Below are 17,343 nucleotides of genomic sequence, written 5' to 3'. Positions count from 1 at the left end.
GCGGCCCGGCGTCCGGCGATGTGGATGCCCCGGCAGGTTGCGAGACCCATAAGGGTGAATACCGTGGATATGAGGCGTTCGTGACCTTCGATCGTGAAGGGGGTAGGTCATGCGCATGGGCTACGGGAAGCGGTCCGTCGTGCTGGGCTTGATCCTCGTCCTCGGACTCACACCGCTCGGCATGGGGCAGGCCACGGCGGCCACGCCGAGTGAAACGCACGTGAGCGCGGCCTCCGCCGTGCCCGGCCAGGGCGGCTACCGGGAGGGCTTCAGAGACGGTTTCCGGGACGGGTTCAGCGACGGCCGGGACGACTGCTACGACAGGGGCGCGTTCGACCGCCATCGGACCTGGCAGGGCAACCGGCTCTACGTGGAGGGTTACGGCGACGGCTACAGCTCCGGCTTCTTCGTCGCGGAGGCGCGGTACTGCAACTGAGCGTTGCGGGGTGTCAGCGGAAGGGCTCCCGGCCGCGGGCCGGGAGCCCTTTCGTTTCGTCTGCCCTTCCGTCTGTCTGCGCGGCCCGCGTCGTGCCGTCGCGGCCCTCCCACCGTCACGCCCGGCGACGGGAACGCGGGGTGGCCGGTGCGGGCCGCCGCCCGCACCGGCCCCCGTGACGTGACGTCATCAGGACCGGTCGGTGGCGTCGCCGGTCGTCTCGGTCTCGTCGTCGCGGTCACCCTCTGCCTGGGAGGGGGTGATGTCCTCCACCGACTGCTCCTCGGAGGTGTCGGCGTCGTCTCGGTCGCCCTCGGCCTGCGACGGGGTGTGGTGGCTCATCGTCGTGCTCCTGGTCCTGGTCATGCGGACGGTGTGGTCACTCGGCAGGGCCTGCCGCCGTCCGGTGGCTCGCCCCGGTCGGCGGGCCCGTCGACCGCCGTCCGAGTACCCCGGAGCGCGCGACGACACCACCGCTCCCACGGCCCGGCCACCGCGCCGCCACCCCGGCGGCGAGACGCCTGGTGGGCGTGCCGTCACAGGCGGTGGCGACCGGCGCGCGCGGGGTAGTGCGGATCTCTGCCGCCGAGAACGAGGGGCCAGGCCGCCGGAGCAGGGCGGCTGGGAGCGAGGGCCGCTGGGAGTGGCGGGCGCCGGGAGTGGGGGACCGCTCGGAGCGGCCGGCCGCCTACCGGGCACCGGGGGCGGCGGGAGGGCAAGAGAAAGGAGCGCGCGGGGTGGGAGGCCGCCGAGTGGTGTCCGCGGGATGTCCCCAGGCTCGGATGCGGACGGTGGATCTCCGCGCCTGCCCGCTGACCGGACCGCTTCACGCCGGCGGCCGGCCGTACCGCGGATCGGCCCGGTCCCGGCCGGGCGCCGGGCCGGGGTGGAGGGGGAGGAGCGGCGGAGGCCGGGCGGGGATGCCGGGCAGCCGGCCGGCGGTCCGGGCGACCGCGCCGGGCGCCGGGCCGGGCGGAAGGAGCGAGGGCGGCGGAGAGGCGGGGTTGAGGATGCACGGGAACCCGGTCGGCTGACCGGGCGACCCGCGCTGGGCGGCGGGCCGGGCGAAGGAGCAGGGACGGCAGGGGTGGGGTTGGGGACGTCCGGGACCTGGGGCGGGCCGCGCCGGGCGCCGGGCCGGGCGGAAGGAGCAGGGGCGGCGGAGAGGCGAGGTCGGGGATGCCCGGGGACCCGGCCGGCTGTCCGGGCGGGCAGCCTCCGGCGCCGGGCCGGGGCGAAGGGGCAGGGACGGCCGAGGCCGGGGGTCACGCTGCCAGAGGGTTCAGGACCAGCGGTTCGATCTCGCCCTCCAGCATGGCGCCCAGCCCCTGGACCGAGCACACGTCGGGCCGTTCCGCGATGTGCACCGGCACGCCCGTCGCCTTCCGCAGCATCTCGTCCAGGCCGGGCAGCAGGGCCGAGCCGCCGACCATCACGATGCCGCGTTCGGCGACGTCGGCCACCAGGTCGGGCGGGCACTCCCGCAGCACCTTGCAGATGCCGTCGAGCACGGCGGTCAGCGGCGTCTGGATGGCGTCCCGCACGGCGGCGGTGTCGATCTGGACGGAGCGGGCGCGGCCCGTGGCCACGTCCCGGCCGTGGATCTCCGTCGACGCCGGGCCGTACGGGGTCAGCCCGTTGCCGGACAGGGCCACCTGCAGCGGCCGTACGGACTGGCTGGGCAGCATCAGCGCGTGCGCCTGCCGCAGGTGCTGCACGATCGCGTGGTCGACGGCCTCGCCGCCGACGGGGATGCGCTGCGCGGTGACGATCGAGCCGAGGGAGAGCACGGCCACCTGGGTGGCCGCGGCGCCGCAGACCATGATCATGCTGGCCTCGGCCCGTTCGACGGGCAGGCCGCAGCCCACGGCGGCGGCGATGAGGGTGTCGACCAGCTCCACCCGGCGTGCCCCGAGACCGACCAGCGTCTCGACCGTCGCCCGCTGGGCGAGCGGATCGGCGTCGTGCGGGGTGCAGGCGGCGGCGCGCAGCCAGGGCTTGCGGCGCAGTGAGCGGCGCATCCGGTCGCCGAGCAGGTGCCGCAGCATGCGCTGGGCCATGTCGATGTCGACGACGGTGCCGCCGGTCACGGGGCGGACGACGCGGATGTAGTCGGGGGTGCGGCCGGTCATCCTCTCCGCGAGCTCGCCGACGGCGATGAGGGCGCTGCTGCGGGTGTTCACGGCGACCACCGACGGCTGGTCGACGACGAGCCCGGCGCCCTTGACGTACACACGGGTCCGGGCCGCTCCCAGATCGACGGCGAAATGGCAGCGGCGCAACTGCTCCAGACTGGCGGTCATGGCTGATCCTCCCGAGAGCACGGACCGTGCGGCCGCCGCCGGTTCGGCGGCCTCCTTCGCATCGTGCGCGGGACGGGAAGGGTGCCGCCTTCTGGGGTGGGCCGGGCGGGGTGCCGCCGAACGGGCGTAGCCGGCCGTGTCCGGGGCCGTCAGCACCAGGTGAGGGTCCGCGGCTTCGGTATGTTCCGCCCCTCCACGTCCCCGCCCCGAGCCCCCGTGCGGCCGGCGGGAAGCCGCCGGGCGCCGATCCGCCACGTCCCGTCAACTCCCGTGCGCCGCACGGCGTCCGGGACTCCGCGCAGCACTCGACTCGGCGGCGTGGAGGAGGCGTGGATGACCACGAGGGCACCCGGACGCGGTACGACCCTGCCGGCGGCCGGGCTCCTGCTCGCGCTGCTGCCCACCGGACCGGCGACGGCGTCCGTGCCCGACGGCACCCTCCGCGCCCGCCGCCGGGCACACCGCCCCCGCCGCCTCGCGCGCCGCCACGCCGGCTCCCGGCACCGCGACGCCGGCTTCCCGTCACCCCCGCGCCCGCCGCCGGGCACACAGCCTCCGCCGCCTCGCGCGCCGCCACGTCGGCTCCCGGCACCGCGACGCCGGCTTCCCGTCACCCCCGCGCCCGCCGCCGGGCACACTGCCTCCGCCGCCTCGCGCGCCGCCACGTCGGCTTCCGGCACCGCGACGCCGGCTTCCCGTCACCCCCGCGCCCGCCGTCCGGCACACTGCCTCCGCCGCCTCGCGCGCCGCCACGCCGGCTCCCGGCACCGCGACGCCGGCTTCCCGTCACCCCCGCGCCCGCCGTCCGGCACACTGCCTCCGCCGCCTCGCGCGCTGCCACGCCGGCTCCCGTCACCGCGACGCCGGCTCCCGGCGCCCCCGCGCCCGCCGTCCGGCACACAGCCTCCGCCGCCTCCCGCACCGCGGCGCCCGCTCCCCGCACCGTCACGCTCGTCACCGGTGGCCGGGTCACCGTCACCGAGCTCGGCGGCGGGAAGAGGACGGTCACCGTGGAGCGGCCCAAGGGGGTCACCGGCGCAGTGCGGACGCGGACGGTCGGCGGCGACCTCACCGTCGTACCGGACGAGGCACTGCCGTACCTGCGGGCGGGGAGGCTGGACCGGCGGTTGTTCGACGTACGCCGGCCGGGTGGCTGCCGCTCGGGGCGGTCGTCGCTCGCCGACCGCGGTGGGCCGTCCGGAGCGCCACCGCCCGGCGGTCGCGGTGTCCGGCACCCGGTCACCCGGTGGACAGCGGCACGATCCCCCGGATCACCCCCAGGTCCACCAGATCCTGCGGGCGGATGCGGAGCCGGCCGGCGGTGGCCGGGGCCTCGTCCGGCGGGCGTTTGAGTATCGCCGCCGCCGACTCCGGGGCGATCACCGAGAAGTAGCTGTCCGGCGTGGCCCAGGTGTTGCCGGACGCGGCCAGGGCCAGCGCGCCGCCCGAACCGCCCTCGCCGATCACCAGCGTGGTGACCGGGGTCCGGGCCGCCGCCACCGCGCCGAACAGGTCGGCGATCGCGGGGCCCACGCCCTGCCGTTCCGCCTCGGCGTCGTTGGCCGCGCCCGGCGTGTCCACCAGCGTCAGCACCGGGATCCCGAGCCGGTCCGCGAGCCGGACCAGCCGGGCGGCCGTACGGTAGCCGGCAGGACGGGTCGCGGTCCCGGTCTGGGCGGCGTAGGCGACCGTCCGGCCCCCGTGCTCGCCGAACCCGCAGAGCATGCCGTCGTCCCTGCCGCCGCAGCGGTCGCCGCCGAGGGCCGCCCGCCGGGTGAAGTAGGCGTCCAGGTAGCGCTCGGCGCGCGGCCGGGCGGGGGAGCGGGCGCGCAGGACCGCCTCCCAGCCACTGGCGGGCAGCACGGCGGAGGAGCCGCGGGGCGGCGCGCCCCCGATCGGCGGGGTACCGCCGGACAGCGGGCCTGCCGGGGGCAGCGCGTGCGGCGGGGGAGCGGCGGCGGCCGAGGGCCGTGTGAGCAGGCGCAGCCACAGCTCCAGACTCCCGCGCAGTTCCCCCGGACCGACCACCGCGTCCGCCGAGCCCGCGGCGACCTGCGCCTCGGCGGTGTACGCGGCCGGGTCGGCGCCGGGCGGCCGTACCCGCGACCCCGCGAAGCCGACCTGGGCACCCGGCAGGGCGAGCGTCACGTCGGCCCCCGCCCCGAGCGTCGCCCAGCCGCCGCCGGTCGTCGGGTCCCGCACCACCGCGAGCTGGGGCAGGCCCGCTTCGCGGGTCAGCACCATCTGCCGGGCCACGCGCTGGAGCTGGGTCAGCGCGAGCATGCCCTCCTGCATGCGGCTGCCCCCGGTGGCGACGAGCGCCACGACCGGCAGGCGGTGCGCACGGGCGTGGCTGTACGCCGACACCAGCCGGTCGCCGGTGCGTTCCCCGAGGGAGCCGCCGAGGAAGCCGAACTCGAACGCGGCCACCACGGCACGGATCCCCCCGATGCCGGCGGTGCCGCACACCACGGACTCCCGCTCGCCGGTGCGCGCGGTGGCGCGGGCGCGCGAGGCGTCGTAGTCCCGCCAGCCGAGCGGGCCGTCGGGGGCCGACTCGCGCTCGGTGTGCGGGAGTTCGGTGAAGTCGTCGGTGACGAGGCGGACGGTCTGCCGGGCCGTGAGCCGCTCAGTCATGCGTCAGCGCCCGCTTCATGATCTTCCCCATGTCGTTGCGGGGCAGGGCGTCCAGGAGGTGGACGACACGCGGCCGCTTGTGCGGGGCGAGCCGGCGGGCGACGTGGTCGGCCAGTTCCCCGGCCCCGGGCGGCGACTGCGGATCGGCCGGAACGACCCAGGCGACGATGCGCTCGCCGAGGTCGGCGTCCGGCTCTCCGGTCACGGCGGCCTCGCGCACCCCGGCGTGTTCGAGGAGCGCGTTCTCGATCTCCCCGGCGCCGATCTTGTACCCGCCGCTCTTGATCAGGTCCGTCGCCTTGCGGCCGACGATGCGGACGTAGCCGTCGGGGTCGCGGACCGCCATGTCGCCGGTGCGGAAGAAGCCGTCGGCGGTGAAGGCGGCGGCCGTCGCGTCGGGCCGGTTCAGGTAGCCGGTGAACAGGTTCGGCCCGCGCACGTGGACCTCGCCGATCGTCTCCCCGTCGTCCGCCCCGATCGGCGTGCCGTCCTCCTCCACGAGCCGCACCTCGACCCCGGGCAGCGGCACGCCGACGGTTCCCGGCCGCGGGTCGCCGTCCGCCCGCACGCTGGTGTTCATCAGCGTCTCCGTCATGCCGTACCGCTCGATCACCCGCCGCCCGGTGGCGGCCGCGATCCGCTCGTGGTCGTGCACGGGCAGCGCGGCGGAACCGGAGACGAGCAGCCGCGCTCCGGCCAGCGCCCCGGCCAGGCCGGGGTCCTCGTCCAGCGCCTCCGCGATGCGGTGGTACATGGTCGGGACGCCGAAGAGCATGGTGGCCCCGCCGGCCAGCTCACGCGCCACGGCCTGCGGGGTGAACCGTCCCACGTGCCGCACGCAGCCGCCGCGCCGCAGCGGGCCGAGGACGCCCAGCACCAGTCCGTGCACGTGGAACAGCGGCAGCCCGTGCACGAGCACGTCGTCGCCGGTCCACTGCCAGGCGTCGGCGAGCGCGTCCAGGGTGGCCGCGAGCGCCCGGCGCGGGATGACGGCGCCCTTGGGCGGACCCGTGGTCCCGGACGTGTAGACGACCAGGGCGGGATCCTCGCCGGCCGCGAGGCTGCCGGGCGGTGCGGTCGCACGGTGCGGGCCGGCGGCGTCGCGCCCGGCGAGGGCGGTGCCGTGCACGTCGACGTCGCGCCCGGGCAGGGCGGTGCCGTGCACGTCGACGTCGACGTCGACGCGGGCCAGGCCGGCGAGTGCGGCGGGCACGTCGTCACCGGGCGCGGCCAGCAGCAGCGCGGGCGCGCTGTCGGACAGGACGTGGCCGAGCTCCTTCTCCCCGGACCTGGGGTTGAGCGGCACGGCGGGCACACCGGCCTCCAGCGCCGCCACCACCGCGACGGCGGTCTCCAGCGCCGGGGTCGCCCACACGGCCACGCGGTCCGCGCCCCTGATGCGGGCGGCGAGGCCATCGACGGCGGCCGCCAGCGCCCGGTACGTCAGGGACCGGTCACCGAACCGCAGGGCGACCTGCTCGTCAGGGCTGCCCCGCAGGGCCGGGAAGAGTGAGGACACGCAGGGACTCCTTCGGGAGCGGAGCTGACGACGGGACCAGGGGCACGGAGCGCCGGAACCAAAACCGGAGACGGAGCACGGGGCACGGAGCACGGAGCACGGAGCAGGAAACGCTGAGCACGGAGACGGAGCGGGAAGGACACTCCGTTCCTACCCCAGTCCTCACGAGCCGTGGGTGAGGCGGTCGTCACTCCGGGGTGTCCCGGCCGGCTGAGGACACCGTGAACCGGCGGGCGGCCGAAGGCAGCGCGAGCCGGCCGCCCCGGCACGGCACCGGCAGTCCCGGGAGGGCATCGGCGGTCTCGGGAGGGCATCGGCGGTCCCGGGACGGTGGACGGCAAGCACGGTCCCGGCCCGGCACCGGCCGCCCCGGCGCGGCATTCGGCGGTCCCGGCACGGCAGCGGCGGTCCCGGGAGGGCATCGGCGGTCCCGGGACGGTGGACGGCAAGCACGGTCCCGGCCCGGCACCGGCCGCCCCGGCCCGGCATCGGCCGCCCCGGCCCGGTCCGGCGGTCCCGGCACCGCGGTCCCGGGACGGCAAGCACGGTCCCGGCACGGGCAGCGGCGGCCAGGACGCCGCTCAAGGCCGCCGTCACCGCTGACCCGGGCCGAAACGGTCGTCCAGGCCGCCGTCACCCGCTGGCAAGAAGCCGTCCAGCCCGGCGTCATCCCTTGACCCGGGCCGAGACGGTCCCGCCCCCGCCGCTATCCGTCGACCCGGGTCCGCTGCAGCAGCCCCCAGGTGAACTCCGCGACGACCTGGCGCCGTACGCCCCGCGCGTCGGGGGCCGTGAAGGCGAGGCCCCGGCGGGTGGGCGCGGTGCCCTCCAGGGGGCGGGCGGGAGCGAACGCGCGGGCGGCCTCGTCGACCGTGCAGGACCAGGGGACGAGGTCCTCGACGGTGCGCAGCGGGGGAGCGGGGCTGCCCGGGGCGCGGACCAGCCACCCGCTCCACACCACGCCGCCCGGTCCGGCCAGCACCTCGAAGCGCAGGTCGGGCCAGAGCGGTAGCCGCCACTGCCACGCCTCGCACTCCACGTCGCCGACCGTGCGCCGCGCCACCGTCTCGGGGCGGCCGAGCACCGAGCGGACGGGAGCGCCCCCCAAGCCGTCGGGGCCGGCGGGCAGGGAGGCGGCGGACCTCGGCCGCCGGGAGCGGACCATCGCCTGCCAGCGCTTGTTCGCCTCGCGCATCTCGGCGAGGGAGACGCCCAGCGTGCGGCGCGCGTCGTCGACCAGCTCCGGGTTGTGGTCGGCCATCCGGCGCAGCAGGACCAGCTGGAAGCCGAGCGCACCGAAGGGACGGCCGGACCGGCCGCCGGGACCGCCGGTCCGTCCCGGGCCGCCGGCCGCACCACCCGGCCCGTCCGCCGCAGCGGGGCGGTCGGCCTGACCGCGGTGGTCGGGATGGCCGGGGTGGTTCTGGCCGTCGGGGTCGCCGGGGCGCCTTGCGGTGGGCATGCGGTCCATCCTCGCTCAGTCCGGGCGGGGGCGGGGCGGGCCCGGCGGTTCCGGACAGGGTCGTTCCGTGCGCGCGGGGCGCGCCTGCCTCTGGAGCCTCCACGGCCCACGCCATTGCCCGCGCACCCCGCGGTGACTAACCTGTCCGTTCGTCATGCCGGTCGCCTGTTGAAATCTCGAACATAGGCCTGGAACAAGAGAGGGGGCCGGTCGTGGGACGTCTCGTACCAGCCGTGACCCGGGCTCTCGACATACTCGAGCTCTTCCTCGACGGGGACGGCACGCTCTCCGCCCCCGACATCGTGCGCAGGCTCCAGCTCCCGCGCACCACCGTGCACGAACTGGTCACCACGCTCGCCGCCCGCCAGTACATCGTCCCGGTGGCCGGTCAGCCGGGCCGCTACCGGCTCGGCGTCCGCCCGTACCAGCTCGGCAGCCGCTACGCGGAGCAGCTCGACCTCGCCGCCGAGGGCCTGCAGGTCGCGCGTTCCGTCGCCGAGACCTGCGACGAGACCGTGCACGTGGCGATCCTGGAGGACACCGACGTCATCTACATCGCCAAGGTCGACTCCACGCACGCGGTCCGCATGGTGTCCGCCGCCGGCCGCCGGCTGCCCGCCCACTGCACGTCGGTCGGCAAGATGCTGCTCGCCTCCCTGCCCGAGCGGGAACTTGCCGCGCGCCTGCCCGACGGGGCCGAGCTGACCGCGATGACGCCGAACAGCATCACCGATCCCGCCGCCCTGCGCGAGGCCCTCGCCGAGATCCGCCGGCGCGGCGTCGCCGTGGAGAACCGCGAGTCCAACCCGGACGTCAGCTGCGTGGCCGCCCCGGTGCGCGACCGCGCCGGTCAGGTGGTCGCGGCGCTGTCCATCTCCGTGCCCATGATCCGCTGGAGCGAGGAGCGCCGCGCCGAGCTGGAGGAACTCGCCGCGAAGGGCGCCGCCGAGCTGTCGGAGCGCCTCGGTCACCGCAGCGCGGCATGACGGCGCCGTACGAGGTGGCGGTACGCGCTGCGGCCGGGCTCGGCGAGGGCCCGGTGTGGGACCCGGCCGCCGGGCGGCTGATCTGGGTCGACATCCTGGGCTCCCGGGTGCACACCTTCGACCCGGCCTCGGGCCGCCGCACGGTCCGGACGACCGAGCAGCACGTGGGTGCCGCGGCGCCGCGCGCGGGCGGCGGGCTGGTGCTGAACCTGCGGGACGGCGTGGGCCTGACGGACCCGGACGGCGCCTTCCGCTGGCTGCACCACGACCCGGTCCCCGGCCGCCGCGGCAACGACGCCGCCGTGGCGCCCGACGGCGCCCTGTGGGCCGGCACGATGCGCTACGACGAGGCGCCGGGCGGCGGCACGCTGTCCCGGCTCACCGGTGACGGCACGGTGGAGGTCGTGCTGGACGACGTGGCGGTGAGCAACGGCACCGGCTTCAGCCCCGACGGCCGGCTGATGTACTACGTCGACTCGCCGACCCGGCGGATCGACGTCTTCGACGTCGACGGCGAACACGTGACGGGCCGGCGGGAGTTCGCGTCGCTGGAGGACGGCGCCGGCGCGCCGGACGGGCTGACCGTCGACGCCGACGGATGCGTGTGGGTGGCCCTGTGGGACGGCGGCGCGGTCCGCCGCTACACGCCCGCCGGCGCGCTGGACCGGGTGGTCGAGCTGCCGGTCCCGCGCGTCACCTCCAGCGCGTTCGGCGGAACCGGCCTCACCGACCTGTACATCACCACGGCCCGTACGGGACTGTCCGCGCCGCACCCGCTGGCGGGCTCCCTGCTGGTGGTCCCGGACGCGGGGCGGGGGCTGCCGCAGCCCGCGTTCGCCGGCTGACCGGCCTCCTGCCGGCCCGGCGCCTCGGGCGGTCCGGCGTCCGGCCGGTCGGGTCTCCGGACGGCCCGGCACCCCTACCGGTCCCGTCCTCCGGCCGGTCGGGTCTCCGGCGCGGTTCGCCCCCCGGACCGCCTCCCACCCCGTCCGCCCCGCCCCACCGGGTGCCCGGCCCCGGCTCACCCCGCCGTCCGGTCCAGCTCCGTCAGGATCTTCCGCTCGGCGGGGGTGAGCGGGGCGCCGGTCAGGGGAGGGAGCAGGGCGCCGTTCAGGACGTCCACGACGGTGACCGGGTGGAGCAGGCGGGCCGGGCCGGTGAGCAGGCTGGTGACGTCCCACAGGGCCGCCGCCGCCCGGTAGGAGCCGGTGGCCGCCCGTGTCAGACGCCGGCTGTAGGCGGTGACGAGGCGGTCGGCCGGGCCCGGCCGACCGCCGCGGATGCCCGGGTACCACACGTCCTGGCCGACGGCCGCCGCCCAGGCCGCGTCGACCGACCGGCCCGCCGCGCGCTGCACCCGGCGGGCCAGGCCCGGCGCGGCCGGCCCGGTGCGCCGCAGCTCCCGGGCCAGGCACCGGGCGCCCAGCGCGGCCACCGACATGCCCTGCCCGTAGGCGGGGTTGTAGCTGGCCAGCGCGTCGCCGAGCACGACGAACCCCTCCGGCCAGTGCGGGGCCTTCTCCAGGTGGCGCCGGCTGTTGCTGGTGCTGCGGCTGACGTGCACGTCGGTCAGCGGCTCGGCGCCCGAGACGAGGCGGCCCACGATGGGATCCGGCAGGTCGAGCAGGTACCGCAGGAAGCCGTCGGGGTCGGTGGGCGGCTCGCCGCCGCGCGTGCCGGCCAGGCTGACCATCCAGCGGCCGCCCTCGACGGGCAGGACCATGCCGCTGCGCCCCGGCCGGGAGACGTACGGATCGGCCTGCACCATCGTCAGCGGGAAGTCCTCCGCACCCGCCGGCGTGCGGTAGATGCGCGTGGCGTTGACCAGGCCGGAGTCGACGGTCCGCTCGCGGATCCCGGTCACCCCCAGTTCGGCCAGCCAGGCGACCACGCGGGACCCGCGGCCGCTCGCGTCCACGACGAGGTCCGCGTCGAGGTCGTGCTCGCCGCGCGCGTCCGCCACCCGCACCCCGCGCACACGTCCCCGGGTCCCGGTCAGGCCGAGGACGCGGCCCGTGCGGAACCCGGCCCCGGTGCGGTCGAGGAGCGTCCGCCGGACGGTCCAGTCCAGCAGCGCCCGGGTGCAGGTGATCATGCGAGGCCCGTCGTGGCGCCAGCGCCGGAACCACCCCTCGGGCGTGAGGGCCACCATGCCCGAGCCGAGCGGTATCTCCCGCGCGCCCGCGGCGAGCAGCCGGCCGCGCACGCCGGCCCCGGGCAGCAGGTCCTCCATGGCGGCCAGCCCGCCGGCCATCAGCAGGTGCGCGTGGCGGCCCTGCGGGAGCCCCCTGCGGTGCTCCGGTCCGTCGGGCAGGTGGTCCCGGTCGAGCACGACCACCTCCTCCACGGCGTCGGACAGCGCCGCCGCGGCCAGCATGCCGGCCAGCCCGGCACCGATGACGACAGCTCTACGCGGCATGGGGCTCCTCGGAGTCGGCCATGGTCTCAGCCATGGGAGGTCTGCACCGCTCCGCTGCGGGCGGCGGTGACGTCGGTCGTGCCGGCCAGTGCCTCCGCCAGTTCCACCAGCCCGTCCGCACCGGGCACCTCGGTGGCGTGCAGGCGGTAGCCGCTCGGCGTGTCGAGGGGCGCCTCGCGGGCGGCGGCCCGCCGGGCCGCGTCGGCGAGCATGGCCGCCTCGGCGGCGATCCGCGCCTGGTGCGCGGTGCGCCCCCGGCGCAGGGCGGCGTCACGGGCACGTTCGCGGACCCGGTCGTCGAAGTAGGGGGCCAGCGCGAGGAGGGCGTCGTGGATGGACACCTCCCGCCACTGCAGCCGCTCCTGGGGGAGCCGCCACCAGGAGGCGGGCGGCCCCGGCGCGGTGGAGGCGAAGCGCACCCGCGCCCACAGCGGTCCCAGCCTGCGGTGGTCGCGCAGGCTCTGCCACTGCGCGAGGAGCGCGGGCAGCAGCCTCGGCAGCACGAAGCCGGCGGAACACAGCAGGGCGCCGAGCGAGGCCATCGGCGGGGCCACCTTCGTGGACAGCACATCGAGGTCGTGACCCGACCAGCGCGCCGCCACGGCCGCGTACTTGGTCGCCTGGAAGCCCGCCACGTCGAGCAGCACGCCCAGGATGATCAGCCGCAGCCCGGCCCTGAGCAGCCCGGTGACCTCGCGGCTCCACTTCACGCACAGCACGCACATCGACACGGTCGCGGCGCTGTGCCCGAGCAGATAGAGCACGATCATCTCGCGCAGGCAGGGCGTGTTGGCGTAGTACGTGTCCAGGTCGGTGAGCCGCTCGGTGTGCGCGTCGCCGAGCGCGAACAGCACCACGATCGCCAGCACCAGCGGGACGTAGACGGCGACGCTGCGCAGCGCCAGGTTCCTGACCCGCTCGGGCGGCCCGCCCCGCCAGTGGATCAGCAGGACGAGCAGGGAGCAGCTGTACGCGGAGAGCATGCCGTAGGTCAGCGGGGCGCCGAAGTTCGGGACACCGGTGAGGTCGTTGACGGCGGCGAGGGTCAGCGGCGCGGAGCAGACGAAGACCAGCGTGCCGAGCGCGATCGCCACGCACGTGGAGACGGTCAGCGGGTTCCGCGCGGCGGTGCGCGGCCGGCGCAGCAGCACGACGCCGGACAGCGCGAACACCAGGGCCGCCAGGTAGACGACGAGGCTCATGCCCGGCACCCCCGTCCGGCCCCGGGTGCGGCAGGGTGCGGCGGCCGCGCCGGCGGCGTGCGGTTCACGCGGTGCCCCGCGGGGCCGTGGGGGCCGTGCCGCTGCGGACGCGGGCGGACGGGGCGGACGGGGACGCGGCCAGCGCGTCGGCGATGCGCACCAGGGCCTCGGGACCCGGCACCGCACCGGGCAGCCGGCCGGCCGCGCCGGTGGGCGGGGCGTCCGGACCGCCTCCGGCCTCCGCCCGCCCGGCCTCGGCGACGACCGCCGCCCACGCGGCGGCCGCGGCCCGCTCCGCGTCGCCCGTCGCCTCCAGGACCGCCTCGTGGACCCGCCCGTACAGAGCGCGGTCGAAACGGGAGTCCAGGTAGCCCAGCGCGTTGAGGATGCTGGTCTGACGCCACATCAGCCGGGTGGCGGGCGCGGCCCAGCGGGGCCTGGGCAGCCGCAGGGCGCGGCGGGTGAGGACGTCGTCCAGCGCGCGCTCCAGGGGTGCCAGACGGCCGTACGTCCGCCAGGCGCGCGCCCCCTCCACCAGCCGGGGGCCGGCCAGCGGCACCAGGATGCCGACGGCCGTCAGCAGAGCGCCCAGCCCGGCGGCCGCCGGGGAGACGCGGGTGCCCAGCGCCGACCAGTCCCGCCCGCACCAGCGGGCCGCCACCGCGGCGAGCTTGGTCACGCTGTAGCCGGCGTTGCACAGGGTGCCCAGGCCCAGGACCACCAGTCCCGCCCGGAGCCAGCCGTGCACCTCCCGGGCCCAGCGCAGGGACGACACCGTGGTGACGCAGACGGCGGCCAGGTGCCCGACCAGGTACAGGACGATCATCTCGGCGATGAACGGCGTCGTCGCGTAGTAGGTGTCCAGGTCGGTGCGGCGCTCCACCGGGGCGTCGCCCAGGCAGAAGGTGGCGGTGATGCCGGCGAGCACGACCGCGTAGGCCAGCATCCAGCGGCGCACGACCAGGTGCACGCGCGGCCCGCCCCGCCAGTAGACGATGAGCACCTGGGAGGCGGCGCTGTAGGCCGTGATCGAGGCGTACGTCAGCGGCGCGGCGAGGTTCGGGACACCGCTGAGGCGGTTGATCGCGCCCACCGTGGGCGGGGCGCCGAGGAAGAAGCAGACGCCGGCCAGGCCCAGCACCGCGCAGATGGCGCGCAGGTACGGGTCGTGCCGGTGGCGCATCAGGTCCGGGGTCTTCATCCCCAGGCCCAGCCAGAGCACACCGCAGCTGACGTAGTTGATCGCGCCGCTCATCGTCCCCGTGTCCCGCGGTAGTTGAGCGCGGCACCGATGCGCCCGGCGAGGTCGTCGTCGCCGGCGGCGGGCACGGAGCCGGCCGGGGCCTCGAGCCAGCCGCGCAGCCGGCGGCCCATCAGCATGCCGAAGAGGTCGGCCTCCTGCTCGTCGGCCAGGCTGAAGTCGGTGCGGGCCGCGACGGGCCGGGGCGAGCCGTCCGCGTCCGCGGCGGACGGGGGGCCGGCGTCGCGCATCCTCATGTGCCACACCTCGTGGCAGAAGATCACGACCTGGTGCCACACGGCGGCCCGCCGGTCGACGACCACCACGTCCTGCGTCTCGCCCTCCAGCCACAGCCCGCTGGCGGTGTGCGGCGGGAAGACCTCCCGGCGGACGACGACCTCGCGTCCCCGCCAGGCGCTGACGGAGTCGACCAGGGCGGCGAACAGCGCCTCGGGGTCGGCGGGCACCGGCACCCGCATGGAGTCGACGAGGGCGTCGGCGAGGCGCCGCATCTCCCTTTTCCTACGCACCCTGTTCCCCCGTGCTCCGACCACGCCTGCCCCCATCATCCTCGGAGGGCCGACGGGAGGGGAAGGTCCCCGGGCCGTGCTCATTCATGGACCGGCACGCTCTTCGCCGGCCGGCCCGCACGGGCGCGCACCGCCTCGACGCGGTCGCGGCGGCGCAGGGCCCGGGACACCGCGCCGATCTCCCGCAGCAGGTCGGTGGTGTCGGGGCCGGAGGCGCTCTCGTCCTGCGGGGCCCGCGCGCGGTCCTCGACGGCGTCCAGGATCGCCACCGCCGCCGCCAGCGCCTTGGCCGCCCCGGACGGGTGACCGAGGGCGAGCGCGGCGTCGTACGCCCGCCCGCGCAGGTCCTCGTCGATGCGGCGGGCCAGTGGCAGCAGCGTGTCGCGGATGAACGTCTCGCGCCGGGTCAGCCGCAGCTCCGGGCTGGCCAGCAGCAGCGCGGGGACCCCGCCGCCGTCCACGGTCCGCATCAGCTGGTACAGCGGGCGCAGTTCGTGGTGGGCGAGCCGGACGCGCCAGCGCTCGTGCAGGTACTGACCGGCGTGCGGCACGATGAAGCCGATCGCGATGAGGATCGCTGACACGCAGGCGACCGGCGGCGCGAGGTCCGTGCTCAGCCAGTCCAGGTCGTGCCCGGTCCAACGGGCCACGACGGCGGTGAGCTTGAGCGCGTCGAAGATCAGGTTCAGCCCGTAGCCCGCCCCCAGGGACTTCAGCCCCCCGCGCAGCCAGGCGTCGAGCCCGTCGGTGCGGACCCAGTTCCAGATCACCCGGGAGGTGATGAGGACGGCGACCGAGTGCGCGAGCAGGTAGAGCAGGATCTCCTCGCGCATGAACGGGGTGTTGGCGTAGTACGTGTCCAGGTCCCGCAGCCGCTCCACGGGCACGTCCGCGAGGGCGAACAGCACCCACAGCGCGACGATCACGCCCGAGTACACCGAGACGACCCGGCGCATGGCGCGACGGGTCGCGGCCGAGCGGTCCGACAGGCCGTTGCGCCAGGCGATGATCAGCAGCAGGCAGGACCCGCAGAACGCGGTGAGCAGCGAGTACACCCACGGCGCCGAGATGTTCGGCACGCCCGTGACACGGTTGGTCCAGGCGATCGTCGACGGCGCCACGAAGGTGAACACCCCGCAGGCCAGCAGCAGCAGTCCGCCGACCGCGCGCAGCAGGGGGTCCTTCCACAGCCGGATGATCGTGGGCAGCTTGATGGCCAGCGCAGCGGTCAGGACCGCGGTCGGGATCCAGAAGGAGATGGAGAACGCGTCGGCCAGCGCCGCCGGGTCCAGCGCGAGCGGGACCGGCCGCGCGTCCGGGACCGGCGCGAGACGGCCGGGGTCGACGGCCGGACCGAGGAGGCAGCAGACCCCGGCCGGCCCGGGCAGCTGCGTCACCGTGCCGCCCCTCCGCTCCCGCCGCGGGGCGCCGGCCCGGCGACGGCGGGCAGGAGGGACCCGGGCACCCCGCGCCGTGGCGGCGCCCCGGCGACCCGGACCGCGGCTCGGCGCCCGCCCGCCCCGTCCATCCGCTTCTCCCCTCCGGCTCGTGCCCTGTCCACGGCAGGTCGTCCGAGCCTACGCGTGTGGATGTGTCCGCGTCATGCGATCCGGCGACGGCCGTGCGGCGGGGAAGGACTGTGGCGCGGCCGGGCACTGGAACCCGGCCAAGGCGACGCGGTCTCGATGCCGACCAGGCAGCCCTACGCAAGCCATGGCCGGCGCTTGCCCTGACGGACGGCTTCGCGGCACGTGTGTTCGGAGCCTGACCGGTGGGGAAACCTTGGTGTGTGCAGGTGCAGGCACCCGTATGCTGGGCCACGGAGCCGGTCCCCGTCCTGGTGGAGGTCCTGATGAGTACGCCCGCACCGGAGGACTTCAGTTACCCGCCGCCCCGGCCGCGCCTGTCGGTCGAGGAGATGCTGGCAGCGAAGAACACCCAGCCGATCCGGTCCCTGGACGATCTCGCCGCCGACACGTTCGAGTCGGACGAGGAACTCGAAGAGTTCCTCGCCTTCACGTACGCCGAGCGCCATCGAGACGTTGCCTGAGGCCCCATGCAACCCGTCATCCTTGACACCGACGTCGCTTCCCTGTCCCACAAGCGCCAGCTCACCGGGCCGCTCGCGACCCGCCTCATCGGCCGCAAGCCGCTGATCACCTTCGTGACCTACGGCGAACTGACCAAGTGGATGGAGATCCGCCACTGGGGCGCCCGCAGCCGTCAGGCACTCGCCGACTGGCTCGCCGACATCCCCGTCCTGCCAGGCGACGAGTCCGTTGCCGCCACCTGGGGACGGCTTTCGGCTGCCGGGATACAGCGTGGCCGGCCCCGCCCGACCAACGACATGTGGATTGCCGCCTGCGCTCCCACCTACGATCTGCCGCTGGCCACCCTCAACCTCAAGGACTACGAGGACTTCCGCCTCCACCACGGCCTCCGCATCCTTGGCGCCGAATGACGGTCGTCCTTCACGGCAACGCTGACGGCGACCGGACCCGACACCGGACGCGAGGAGAAGGGGTACGGCAGCACGTCGCCGACCTGGAAACCCGTCGGTACGCGACACGGCCGGACTGCCAAAGCCCTGGACGTCCCGGAAGACGGCG

15 protein-coding genes and 1 pseudogene are annotated in these 17,343 nt (G+C 76.2%); 6 read left to right on the top strand and 10 right to left on the bottom strand.

Annotation, left to right across the window (positions count from 1 at the left end):
- Nucleotides 1-109: 109 nt before the first annotated feature.
- Nucleotides 110-436, top strand: coding sequence for a hypothetical protein (locus ABZ920_RS11750; RefSeq protein WP_361501999.1), 327 nt, complete (start codon nt 110-112; stop codon nt 434-436).
- A 189-nt stretch (nt 437-625) separates the two neighbouring features.
- Here ABZ920_RS11750 and ABZ920_RS11745 read toward each other — a convergent pair whose 3' ends face one another.
- Together ABZ920_RS11745 and ABZ920_RS11740 are read right to left on the bottom strand one after the other, a co-directional pair.
- On the bottom strand, nt 626-802 hold the full coding sequence (locus tag ABZ920_RS11745) for a hypothetical protein (RefSeq protein WP_361501996.1): 177 nt from the start codon (nt 800-802) through the stop codon (nt 626-628).
- A gap of 899 nt (nt 803-1,701) precedes the next feature.
- Complete coding sequence (locus ABZ920_RS11740) at nt 1,702-2,739, bottom strand: rod shape-determining protein (RefSeq protein WP_361501993.1); 1,038 nt, start codon at nt 2,737-2,739, stop codon at nt 1,702-1,704.
- A gap of 914 nt (nt 2,740-3,653) precedes the next feature.
- Here ABZ920_RS11740 and ABZ920_RS11735 point away from each other — a divergent pair.
- Nucleotides 3,654-3,878, top strand: a pseudogene (locus ABZ920_RS11735) (hypothetical protein); the annotation flags it as partial.
- A gap of 100 nt (nt 3,879-3,978) precedes the next feature.
- Here the strand turns inward: ABZ920_RS11735 and ABZ920_RS11730 are convergent.
- From ABZ920_RS11730 to ABZ920_RS11720, 3 genes are all read right to left on the bottom strand, one after another.
- Nucleotides 3,979-5,376 carry a carboxyl transferase domain-containing protein gene (locus ABZ920_RS11730; protein WP_361501990.1) on the bottom strand — a complete coding sequence of 466 codons (1,398 nt, stop codon included), beginning with the start codon at nt 5,374-5,376 and terminating at the stop codon, nt 3,979-3,981.
- Nucleotides 5,369-6,895, bottom strand: a complete 1,527-nt coding sequence (locus ABZ920_RS11725) for an acyl-CoA synthetase (protein WP_361501987.1) — start codon at nt 6,893-6,895, stop codon at nt 5,369-5,371. Before ABZ920_RS11725 ends, ABZ920_RS11730 begins: the two co-directional genes overlap by 8 nt.
- 706 nt (nt 6,896-7,601) lie before the next feature.
- Complete coding sequence (locus ABZ920_RS11720) at nt 7,602-8,156, bottom strand: hypothetical protein (RefSeq protein WP_361502295.1); 555 nt, start codon at nt 8,154-8,156, stop codon at nt 7,602-7,604.
- Between the two features lie 413 nt (nt 8,157-8,569).
- Between ABZ920_RS11720 and ABZ920_RS11715 the strand changes: the two genes are divergently transcribed.
- Together ABZ920_RS11715 and ABZ920_RS11710 are read left to right on the top strand one after the other, a co-directional pair.
- The gene (locus ABZ920_RS11715) at nt 8,570-9,343 is read left to right on the top strand and encodes an IclR family transcriptional regulator (protein WP_361501984.1); all 774 of its coding nucleotides are present in this window, start codon (nt 8,570-8,572) and stop codon (nt 9,341-9,343) included.
- Nucleotides 9,340-10,188, top strand: coding sequence for an SMP-30/gluconolactonase/LRE family protein (locus tag ABZ920_RS11710; protein ID WP_361501981.1), 849 nt, complete (start codon nt 9,340-9,342; stop codon nt 10,186-10,188). Before ABZ920_RS11715 ends, ABZ920_RS11710 begins: the two co-directional genes overlap by 4 nt.
- A gap of 176 nt (nt 10,189-10,364) precedes the next feature.
- Here ABZ920_RS11710 and ABZ920_RS11705 read toward each other — a convergent pair whose 3' ends face one another.
- The 5 genes from ABZ920_RS11705 to ABZ920_RS11685 all read right to left on the bottom strand — a co-directional run bounded on the left by ABZ920_RS11705 (nt 10,365) and on the right by ABZ920_RS11685 (nt 16,026).
- The gene (locus ABZ920_RS11705) at nt 10,365-11,762 is read right to left on the bottom strand and encodes an FAD-dependent monooxygenase (protein ID WP_361501978.1); all 1,398 of its coding nucleotides are present in this window, start codon (nt 11,760-11,762) and stop codon (nt 10,365-10,367) included.
- 26 nt (nt 11,763-11,788) lie between these two features.
- Nucleotides 11,789-12,964 carry an MAB_1171c family putative transporter gene (locus ABZ920_RS11700; protein ID WP_361501975.1) on the bottom strand — a complete coding sequence of 392 codons (1,176 nt, stop codon included), beginning with the start codon at nt 12,962-12,964 and terminating at the stop codon, nt 11,789-11,791.
- A gap of 64 nt (nt 12,965-13,028) precedes the next feature.
- Entirely contained in the window at nt 13,029-14,219 is a 1,191-nt protein-coding gene (locus ABZ920_RS11695) for an MAB_1171c family putative transporter (protein ID WP_361501972.1), read from the bottom strand.
- Nucleotides 14,216-14,716 carry a toxin gene (locus tag ABZ920_RS11690; protein WP_361501969.1) on the bottom strand — a complete coding sequence of 167 codons (501 nt, stop codon included), beginning with the start codon at nt 14,714-14,716 and terminating at the stop codon, nt 14,216-14,218. Before ABZ920_RS11690 ends, ABZ920_RS11695 begins: the two co-directional genes overlap by 4 nt.
- A gap of 98 nt (nt 14,717-14,814) precedes the next feature.
- Nucleotides 14,815-16,026, bottom strand: a complete 1,212-nt coding sequence (locus ABZ920_RS11685) for an MAB_1171c family putative transporter (RefSeq protein ID WP_361502292.1) — start codon at nt 16,024-16,026, stop codon at nt 14,815-14,817.
- Between the two features lie 560 nt (nt 16,027-16,586).
- Between ABZ920_RS11685 and ABZ920_RS11680 the strand changes: the two genes are divergently transcribed.
- Nucleotides 16,587-16,784 (top strand): hypothetical protein, encoded by a 198-nt coding sequence (locus tag ABZ920_RS11680; protein WP_361501966.1) that lies wholly within the window; start codon nt 16,587-16,589, stop codon nt 16,782-16,784.
- A 6-nt stretch (nt 16,785-16,790) separates the two neighbouring features.
- Nucleotides 16,791-17,195 (top strand): type II toxin-antitoxin system VapC family toxin, encoded by a 405-nt coding sequence (locus ABZ920_RS11675; protein WP_361501963.1) that lies wholly within the window; start codon nt 16,791-16,793, stop codon nt 17,193-17,195.
- Nucleotides 17,196-17,343: the final 148 nt, after the last annotated feature.

Source organism: Streptomyces sp. NPDC046831, from assembly GCF_040645305.1.
Taxonomy (GTDB): domain Bacteria; phylum Actinomycetota; class Actinomycetes; order Streptomycetales; family Streptomycetaceae; genus Streptomyces.
The sequence above is the reverse complement of the archived record's forward strand: the minus strand, read 5'-3'. Positions and strand labels throughout refer to the sequence as shown.

What these genes read in the sequence shown, in the direction of transcription:
- ABZ920_RS11740 (WP_361501993.1), bottom strand. Translation starts at nt 2,739, where the DNA reads ATGACCGCCAGTCTGGAGCAGTTGCGCCGCTGCCATTTCGCCGTCGAT.
- ABZ920_RS11680 (WP_361501966.1), top strand. Translation starts at nt 16,587, where the DNA reads ATGAGTACGCCCGCACCGGAGGACTTCAGTTACCCGCCGCCCCGGCCG.
- ABZ920_RS11675 (WP_361501963.1), top strand. Translation starts at nt 16,791, where the DNA reads ATGCAACCCGTCATCCTTGACACCGACGTCGCTTCCCTGTCCCACAAG.
- ABZ920_RS11705 (WP_361501978.1), bottom strand. Translation starts at nt 11,762, where the DNA reads ATGCCGCGTAGAGCTGTCGTCATCGGTGCCGGGCTGGCCGGCATGCTG.
- ABZ920_RS11750 (WP_361501999.1), top strand. Translation starts at nt 110, where the DNA reads ATGCGCATGGGCTACGGGAAGCGGTCCGTCGTGCTGGGCTTGATCCTC.
- ABZ920_RS11745 (WP_361501996.1), bottom strand. Translation starts at nt 802, where the DNA reads ATGACCAGGACCAGGAGCACGACGATGAGCCACCACACCCCGTCGCAG.
- ABZ920_RS11690 (WP_361501969.1), bottom strand. Translation starts at nt 14,716, where the DNA reads ATGCGGCGCCTCGCCGACGCCCTCGTCGACTCCATGCGGGTGCCGGTG.
- ABZ920_RS11710 (WP_361501981.1), top strand. Translation starts at nt 9,340, where the DNA reads ATGACGGCGCCGTACGAGGTGGCGGTACGCGCTGCGGCCGGGCTCGGC.
- ABZ920_RS11730 (WP_361501990.1), bottom strand. Translation starts at nt 5,376, where the DNA reads ATGACTGAGCGGCTCACGGCCCGGCAGACCGTCCGCCTCGTCACCGAC.
- ABZ920_RS11720 (WP_361502295.1), bottom strand. Translation starts at nt 8,156, where the DNA reads ATGGCCGACCACAACCCGGAGCTGGTCGACGACGCGCGCCGCACGCTG.
- ABZ920_RS11700 (WP_361501975.1), bottom strand. Translation starts at nt 12,964, where the DNA reads ATGAGCCTCGTCGTCTACCTGGCGGCCCTGGTGTTCGCGCTGTCCGGC.
- ABZ920_RS11695 (WP_361501972.1), bottom strand. Translation starts at nt 14,219, where the DNA reads ATGAGCGGCGCGATCAACTACGTCAGCTGCGGTGTGCTCTGGCTGGGC.